We start from the raw sequence: 7,222 nt of genomic DNA, 5'->3' as shown, positions 1-7,222 counted from the left end.
GGCGGGCGCGGGCCGAGTTCGCGCAGCAGGGTCGCGGCGGCGCGGGCGGTTGCGCCGGTCAGCCGCGAGCCGGCCCCGGCGATGCCCCGGCGCACCGCGAGGGCGGCGAAGACGTCCCCCTCGACGTCGATCTCCCCGGCGACGAAGGCCCGCGCGAAGCCCAGCTCACCCGGGCGGAACAGGACGCGGCGCAGGGCCTCCGGCGAGCGGACCAGGATCCGGGTGGTGGTGTCTGGTCCCAGCACCGAGCCGTCCCACAGCGTGATCCGTACCGGCGGGTCGTCCCCGATCAGGCTCTCGAGCAGGATGCGCGTCGCCCGCGCCACGTTCGGTGACCACCGCGGCTCCCGGCGCGGAATGGTTGCTTCGGCAGGGTCGTGCTCCGCCGGCTCTCGACTGATCGTCACGGCGCATCCTCCGGTTGTTACCTGGGCTCATCGTCCCCCGGAAACCCGCTGCCGCAACGGTGTCGGGTGTTGCATGTCCGTATCCCTGTTACCGGGGATCCCCGGTAACAGGGATACTCCGGTCCGTCCCGCGCCGCTCAGGCCACGGCGGAGGCGCCGAGCAGGGCCTTGAGGTCGCCTATGAGGGCCGGAGTGCGCTGGACCTTGTACGCGTCGTCGAGCCGGAACACGGTGGTGCGGCTCGCGGTCTGCAGCCGCAGGTGCACCTCCGTCGTCCCGGGATGGGTACCGAGAACCTCCCGCAGCCGCTCCACCGTCGGCGGGTTCACCCGGGACGCCAGTATGATGATCACCATCGGTGGGCTCAGGGCGGCGTCGGACAGGTCGGGGACCGTGAGGTCGGAGGCGATCAGCCGCGGGGTGTCCTCCCGCTTGTCGAGGCGGCCCTTGACGATGACCACGGCGTCCTCGGCGAGCTGAGTGGAGCAGGTCTCGTAGGTCTGCGGGAAGAACATGACCTCCAGCCCGTCCTCGAGGTCCTCGATGGTGGTCAGCGCCCACACCTTGCCCTGCTTGGTGACCTTGCGCTGCAGGCTGGAGATGATTCCGCCGATGGTCACGGTGGTACCATCGGGGTGCTCCCCGCCGGTCAGGGACGCGATGCCGCAGTCCGCCTTCGCCGCGAGGATGTGCTCGACGTCGCGCAGCGGGTGGTCGGAGACGTAGAGGCCGAGCATCTCCCGCTCGTGGGACAGCTTGACCGCCTTGTCCCACTCCTGGTCGGAGAACTCCTGCACGCCGAACACGGGCGCCGCGCCCGGCTCGTCCTCGGCGTCGAAGGCGAACAGGTCGAACTGCCCCTCGGCGTTCTTCTTCCTCACCCCACGGATCTCCCCGGCCTCGCTGTACCGGGGGTGCTGGGGGTCGAAGATCCCGGCCAGCGGGATGTCCTTGCCCATCACGGCGGGCGGCATCGCCTTGGTGATGCGGTCACCCATCGCGTACGGGTAGCCGAGCACCCGCGAGGAGTCCTTGATCGCAGCCTTGGCCTTGATCGTGCCGTAGGTGACGATCTGCGCTATGCGGTCCTCGCCCCACCGGGATGCCCTGGCTCTTCGCCCACACGATGAAGTCGGCGACCACCAGGAAGCACGACGGGAAACCCAGCTGCAGGATGATCCCGATCTCGTACTCGACGCGTTCGCGGTGGGCGTCGTCGTAGCCGTCCGGGAACCGGCGGGCCATACCGGCCCAGGTCGCCTTGCGAAACCAGCTCTCCTCGGTCTCGCCAGCCGGCACCGGGAAGCGCGGCATCAGGTTGTGCTTGGCGAACATGCCGGTGGGGTCGACCCGCTCGGCGATCAGCAGGGTGGTCTCACAGCCCTCGCGCCAGACGTCGGAAGTGTCGGTCCCGTACATCTCCTCGGCGCTCTTGAGGTAGTAGCCCGACCCCTCGAACTGGAAGGAGGGATTGGCCACCGTCGACGCCGTCTGTACACAGAGCAGCGCGGCGTGGGCGTCCCGCTCGGCCTCGTAGGCGGAGTGCGAGTCGTTGGTGACGACGAACCGCATGCCGAGCGTGCGGACGATGCCCACCAGGCCGTCGCGGACCCGGCGCTCGATGTCGAGGCCGTGGTCCATTGGCGGGAGACCTCTTTGAACATGTCCTTCAGCCGAGCCGCCCCGTCCAGCATCGAGTACTCGGTGTGAACGTGAAGGTGGACGAAAGAGTTGGACACGTCAGATCTTCCCGCGCGCTGGGCACGCCGGTCGAAGCTGCGGACCAGTCACCGACCGTGGAAACGGGCGCCCTCCGGTGCGGGCGCGCCGGGAACTGATCATCACGGGGGACCGGCCGGATGGACAAGGCGTTTATCCGGCAGCCTAGCGGCCCGCGCGCGGTCCGGACACCTCCGCCGTCGTGTCCGCCGGGTACTACGAAGCGATACCGCCGTGGTGCGTACCGCCGCCGCCCGGCGCCGCCGCGGTCGTCCCCCGCGCCTCGGCGACGGCGGCCCCGATCACCGCGATCGCCTGCTCCACCTCGCTGTCCGAGGTCGACCAGTTGCTTACCGAGATGCGCATCGCTGTGCGGCCCCGCCACACCGTGCCGCTCACGAACGCCTCGCCGCTTGCCGTCACCGCGGCCGTGACCGCCGCCGTCAGCCGGTCGCCCGCCGCCCGCCCGGCCGCCGTCCGGTCGCCCTCCGGGTCTGCCATCACCCGGACCAGCACCTGGTTGAGCTCCACGACGCGGCCCGATCCACCCGGGCCGGTTGACCCGGCTGACCCGGCTGGGCCGCCCGGGCCGGCCACCGCGTTCAGGATTGTCACCCCGGGAAGAGCGGCGAGCCGCACGGCGAAGCGGTTGGCATACTCGCAGCACCGGTCCACCAGGTCGCGCAGCCCCGCCCGGCCGAGCGAGCGCAGCGCCGCGTACACGGCGAAGGCCCGCGCCCGGCGGCTGAACTCCGGTGTCCAGTCGACCGGGTCGAGCCGGCCGGCGGAGTCGAGGACGAAGTAGTCCGCCGAGGCCGACATCGACCGCCGGTGCGCCTCGCGGTCCGCGACGAGGGCGATCCCGCAGTCGTACGGGACGTTGAGCCACTTGTGGCCGTCGGTCGCCCACGAGTCGGCCCGCTCGACCCCGGCGACGAGGGCGCGCCGGGACGCCGCCGCCGACACCGCAGCCCACAGCCCGAACGCACCGTCCACGTGCACCCAGGCGCCGTGTTCGCGGGCCAGCGCGCACACCTCCTCGAAGGGGTCGAACCCACCGGTGTTGACCTCCCCCGCCTGGGCGATCACGATCGTCGGCCCGCTCCCGCCGCTCCCGCGGGCAAGAGCCGCCCGCAGCGCCTCGGGGCGCATCCGCCCGAGCGCGTCGGCCTCGACGGCGATCGTCGCGCGGGTGCCGAATCCGAGCAGGCGCAACGCGGCGTCGACAGTGGCGTGCCGGGCGGCGCCGACCAGGACCCGCACGGGCGGTGCCCCGGCGAGACCATCCGTCTCGACATCCCAGCCGGCCCGCGCCAGCACCCGGTGCCGCGCGGCCGCCAGGGCGGTCACGTGCGCCATCTGGGTGCCGGTGGTGAACCCGACGGACACCCCCGGCGGCAGGCCGAGCAGCTGCGCGATCCAGCGGCCGGTCAGCGCCTCGACGGCGCTGGCGGCCGGGGAGAGGGAGGCCAGGGCAGCGTTCTGGTCCCACACGACGGTGAGCAGGTCGGCGGCGAGCGCCGCCGGCAGGGTCCCGCCGATGACGTAGCCGAAGAAGCGGCCCGAGCCGGTCGAAGTGAGGCCGCCGGCCACCGCGTCGACCAGCGCGTCGATGACCGCCACCGGGTCGCTCGGGCCCGCCGGCAGCGTGTCGCCGAGCCGGTGGCGGACTTGCTCGGCGGTCAGGCTGGGGCCGACCCGACGATCGGCCAGACCCGCCAGGTAGGCGTCGGCATGCCCGGCGGCGGCGCACAGTGCCGCGCGGAGCGCGTCGACGGGCGGCGTGCCTCGCATCGGTGGATCTCCTCGTCCGGGATGGATGATCGTTCGCCAGCGGGTCCGAAGCGGGCCCGATGCCCGGCGGCGTCAGTCGGCCGCCACCGCCACCGCCACCGCCGGCGGCCGGGCGTGCGCCGCCGCCGTTCGGCTTTCCCGGCTCTCCCGGCTCTCCCGGCTCTCCCGGCCATCCCGGCCATCCCGGCCCAGCCAGTCCAGCACCAGCTCGGCGGTGAGCTCCGTCGCCTCGAGCATCGGCAGGTGGCCGAACTCGTCGAGGATCTCCACCCGCCAGTCCGGGCGTTCCGCGGCGACGTGGCGTGCCACGCCCACCGGGATCAGCCGGTCGGCGGAGCCATGGACGAGCATCGTCGGTTGCCGGACGGTGCGGACCATGCGCGCGAGTGAGGCCGGGCGCACCAGCGACCAGACGACCGAGCGCGCCGCCCCCACGTACGCCTGGTCCGCGCCGGGGATCCCGCCGCGCTCGCTCTGCGCGCGCACCATAGCCGCGATCGCCGTCGGCGGGATGCGGCCGGGGTCGGTGCAGAGCCGCCGCAGGTTCTTGTCAACGAGCTGGCGGGGGGTGTAGCGGCCGCGGCGGTACGCGAGGATCGCCGCGCCGAGGCGGGGGACCAGCAGACCGGCGAAGATGCGGGTGATCTCAGGATCCAGGCGCACGCCTCGCGGCCGGGGCAGTGCCGGGCCGAGTAGCACCAGACCCGCGACGGACTCCGGCCGTCGACTGGCCTGCATCACACTGATCATGCCTCCCATCGAGCTGCCGACGAGGACGGGCGCCTCCCGGACGATCTCGCTGAGGAAACGGTCGAGCAGTGCCCGGTTGGCCGCGACGTCGGTGCGGCGCCCGGCGGGCGGCGTCCGGCCGTGCCCGGCCAGGTCGACCGCGAGCACCCGGCAGACCGGGGTGAGCAGCGGGGCGAAGGCGAGCCAGTTGAGGTGGGAGCCGCCGAGACCGTGCACGCACAGCAGCAGCGGGCCGTCGGGTGGCCCCCCGAAGTCGACGTAGTGCACCGGCCCGTCCAACTGGGCCCAGAACGACCGGTGGTTCTCCCGGCCGGACGGGTCCGCCGAAACCAGGGGCGTGGTGACCGAGGACGTGGTGACCGCGGGTGCGGTCACATCGCGGCTGCTCATGCTGTGACGGTAGGACGACGCTCCTCGTGGCCGACATACCCGTCGGCGGTGAAACCGGCGGTGAAACAGCAGGGCCGGCCGCCCGACGGCGGCCGGCCTCCAGGAGTCACAGTGACCGGGAGGCGCCGAGCCGGAGCCGGTTCGGGTTTGCGACGGGCCCGAACGAGAATGTTTCCGTGGCCGGCTCGAAGACCTCCGCGCCGTCGAAGACGCCGGAGCCGGTCTCCCGCTGACCTGGTACGGAAAGCCCCGGGGCCAGGTGGGTCGTCTCGTCCTTTTCCATGCGCAACGCTCCTTCCATCGTTACCGACACCTGTCCCTAAAACGGTATCGAGTGGACGTGGCGCGCAAAGTCTCTAAGTGATCCTGGTCACACCGCAAATCCGAACGATGGCAATGCGTTGCGCCCTTCATTGGCCGTCGGATGGCTACGGCATGCGCGGACCGTGCGTGAAGCGCGCACAGAGCGTGGGCGAGTCGTTGGTCAGGAGTGTTCAACCGGCCGACCGGCCCGGTCGAAACCGGGCCGGTCAGCTGGAGCCCGCGGCCGGGGCGGGACGTCCGGTCAGGCCCGCAGGGGCGCACCGGAGCCGGCGGCCAGGCTGTCGGTCAGGCTGTCGGTGCCGGAGCGGTGGGGCCCGGAGCGGTGGGGCCCGGAGCGGTGGGGCCCGGAGCGGTGGGGCCCGGAGCGGTGGGGCCCGGAGCGGTGGGGCCCGGAGCGGTGGGGGCCGGAGCGGTGGGGGCCGTTCCGGGAGCGGCGCCCCGGCGCGGCGGGCGGCCGTGCCCGGTCGCCGGCCGCCCGAACCGGTGACCCTCTCGCCGGGTGGGCCGGTGCTCGTTGCCGCGAGGCGTACCGCCGCCGCGCGGTCCCCTGCCGCCGCCCGTGCGGGCTAGCGGGATCTCGTCCTTGCTGATCCGGGGCGCGGGCGGCCCGGCGAGCTCGAGCACGATCGGATCGTCGGCGGTCGTCGGGATCGGCCTCGCCTCGATCCCGACGGTGCGCAGCAGCCCGCGCACCTTGCCACGTTCGGCGGGCAGGGTGACGAGCACGTCCGCACCGTCGGCGCCGGCTCGGGCGGTCCGTCCGCCTCGGTGCTGGTAGGTCTTGGCGTCCTCCGGCGGGCCGAGGTGCACGACGAGCCGGATGCCGTCAACGTGGATGCCGCGGGCGGCGACGTCGGTGGCGACCAGCACCCGGTAGAAGCCGTCGGTGAAACCGGCCAGCGCCCGGGTCCGCGCCCCCTGTGGCATTCCGCCGTGCAGCGGCTCGGCCGGCACCCCGGCCCGGCTCAGTGACTCGGCCACCCAGTCGGCGTCACGCTGGGTGCGCACGAACACCAGGGTGCGCCCCGAGCCGCCGGCGAGCGCGGTCACCAGGGCGACCTGCGCGGCCTGGTCGACGGCCTCGAGCGCGTGCCGGGCGAGTGTGGTGACCTGGGAGACCTCGGAGTCCACCGCGACCAGGACCGGGTCGGGCAGGTAGCCGCGCACGAGCACCTCGACCTCCCGGTCGAGCGTCGCGCTGAACAGCAGCCGCTGCCCGCCCGCCGGGGTGGCGTCGAGCAGTGCCTTCACTGCGGGCAGGAAGCCGAGGTCACACATGAAGTCGGCCTCGTCCAGGACCGTGATCTCGATCCCGTCCAGCACGCACGCGCCGCGCTCCACCAGATCGGTGAGCCGGCCCGGGGTGGCGACAACCAGGTGCACACCGCGGCGTAGCGCGGAGATCTGCCGGCTGATGGACGTCCCGCCGTACACCGGCGCGAGCCGGAGGTTGAGCGCCCTGGTCAGGGGCTCGAGCGCATCGTTGACCTGCTGGGCCAGCTCGCGGGTCGGCACGAGGACGAGCGCACGGGGCCGGCGGGGCTGGGCCGGCCCCTGCCCGGCCATGCGGGCGAGCAGCGGCAGCCCGAAGGCGAGCGTCTTGCCCGAGCCGGTCCGGGCCCGGCCGAGGACGTTCTCCCCGGCGAGGACGTCGGGCAGGGTCGATGCCTGGACTGGGAACGGGGCGGCGATGTCCCGGTCGGCCAGCGCCTTGATGAGCCGGCGGGGCAGGCCCGCGGCCTCGAAGGACTCGGCCGGCGGCCGGGGCTCACGCGTGGTGATGGTCGGTCCGGCCGGGCGCGCCGGGCCACCTGAACGGGAGCCGCTGTACCGCGGGC

General features: G+C 73.3%; 5 protein-coding genes and 2 pseudogenes. All 7 read right to left on the bottom strand.

Features of this window, described 5'->3' with window-relative positions; translation table 11 throughout:
- A pseudogene (locus AC08OQ_RS16070) lies at window positions 1-407 on the bottom strand (SAM-dependent methyltransferase); the annotation flags it as partial.
- 137 nt (window positions 408-544) lie between these two features.
- Window positions 545-1,790 (bottom strand): annotated as a pseudogene (locus AC08OQ_RS16065) (OB-fold nucleic acid binding domain-containing protein); the annotation flags it as partial.
- Window positions 1,769-2,146: a PHP domain-containing protein gene (locus AC08OQ_RS16060; RefSeq protein ID WP_476612161.1), complete on the bottom strand. Its 378-nt coding sequence runs from the start codon at window positions 2,144-2,146 to the stop codon at window positions 1,769-1,771. The pseudogene AC08OQ_RS16065 and the gene AC08OQ_RS16060, both read right to left, overlap by 22 nt.
- A gap of 196 nt (window positions 2,147-2,342) precedes the next feature.
- Entirely contained in the window at window positions 2,343-3,920 is a 1,578-nt protein-coding gene (locus AC08OQ_RS16055) for a pyridoxal phosphate-dependent decarboxylase family protein (protein WP_476602190.1), read from the bottom strand.
- A gap of 72 nt (window positions 3,921-3,992) precedes the next feature.
- The gene (locus AC08OQ_RS16050; protein WP_476612160.1) at window positions 3,993-5,060 is read right to left on the bottom strand and encodes an alpha/beta fold hydrolase; all 1,068 of its coding nucleotides are present in this window, start codon (window positions 5,058-5,060) and stop codon (window positions 3,993-3,995) included.
- A 106-nt stretch (window positions 5,061-5,166) separates the two neighbouring features.
- Window positions 5,167-5,343 carry a hypothetical protein gene (locus AC08OQ_RS16045; RefSeq protein WP_476602192.1) on the bottom strand — a complete coding sequence of 59 codons (177 nt, stop codon included), beginning with the start codon at window positions 5,341-5,343 and terminating at the stop codon, window positions 5,167-5,169.
- Between the two features lie 326 nt (window positions 5,344-5,669).
- Window positions 5,670-7,222: DEAD/DEAH box helicase (locus AC08OQ_RS16040; RefSeq protein WP_476612159.1), on the bottom strand; the 1,553-nt coding region annotated here is incomplete at its 5' end.

Source organism: Frankia sp. CcCS3 (assembly GCF_977927575.1).
The sequence above is the reverse complement of the archived record's forward strand: the minus strand, read 5'-3'. Positions and strand labels throughout refer to the sequence as shown.

Coding starts and splice junctions, on each gene's coding strand:
- AC08OQ_RS16055 (WP_476602190.1), bottom strand. CDS start 3,920: ATGCGAGGCACGCCGCCCGTCGACGCGCTCCGCGCGGCACTGTGCGCC.
- AC08OQ_RS16050 (WP_476612160.1), bottom strand. CDS start 5,060: ATGAGCAGCCGCGATGTGACCGCACCCGCGGTCACCACGTCCTCGGTC.
- AC08OQ_RS16045 (WP_476602192.1), bottom strand. CDS start 5,343: ATGGAAAAGGACGAGACGACCCACCTGGCCCCGGGGCTTTCCGTACCA.